Genomic DNA, 218 nt, shown 5'->3' with positions numbered 1-218 from the left:
CAAAGCGAACGCGGCGAACTGAAACATCTAAGTAGCTGCAGGAAAAGAAATCAACCGAGATTCCCAAAGTAGTGGCGAGCGAAATGGGATGAGCCTGTACGTTTTAGCATGACGCATAACAGAATCCTCTGGAAATAGGAGCCATAGCGGGTGATAGCCCCGTATGTGAAATGCGATGTGTGGAACTAAGCGTACGACAAGTAGGGCGGGACACGAGA

Annotated in this window: 1 rRNA gene; it reads left to right on the top strand. The window is 49.5% G+C overall.

The features are described from left to right. A 23S ribosomal RNA gene (locus GTP90_RS37800) occupies positions 1-218 on the top strand; the annotation flags it as partial.

Origin of the sequence: Duganella vulcania, from assembly GCF_009857655.1 — a bacterium.
Taxonomy (GTDB): domain Bacteria; phylum Pseudomonadota; class Gammaproteobacteria; order Burkholderiales; family Burkholderiaceae_D; genus Rugamonas; species Rugamonas vulcania.
The sequence above is the reverse complement of the archived record's forward strand: the minus strand, read 5'-3'. Positions and strand labels throughout refer to the sequence as shown.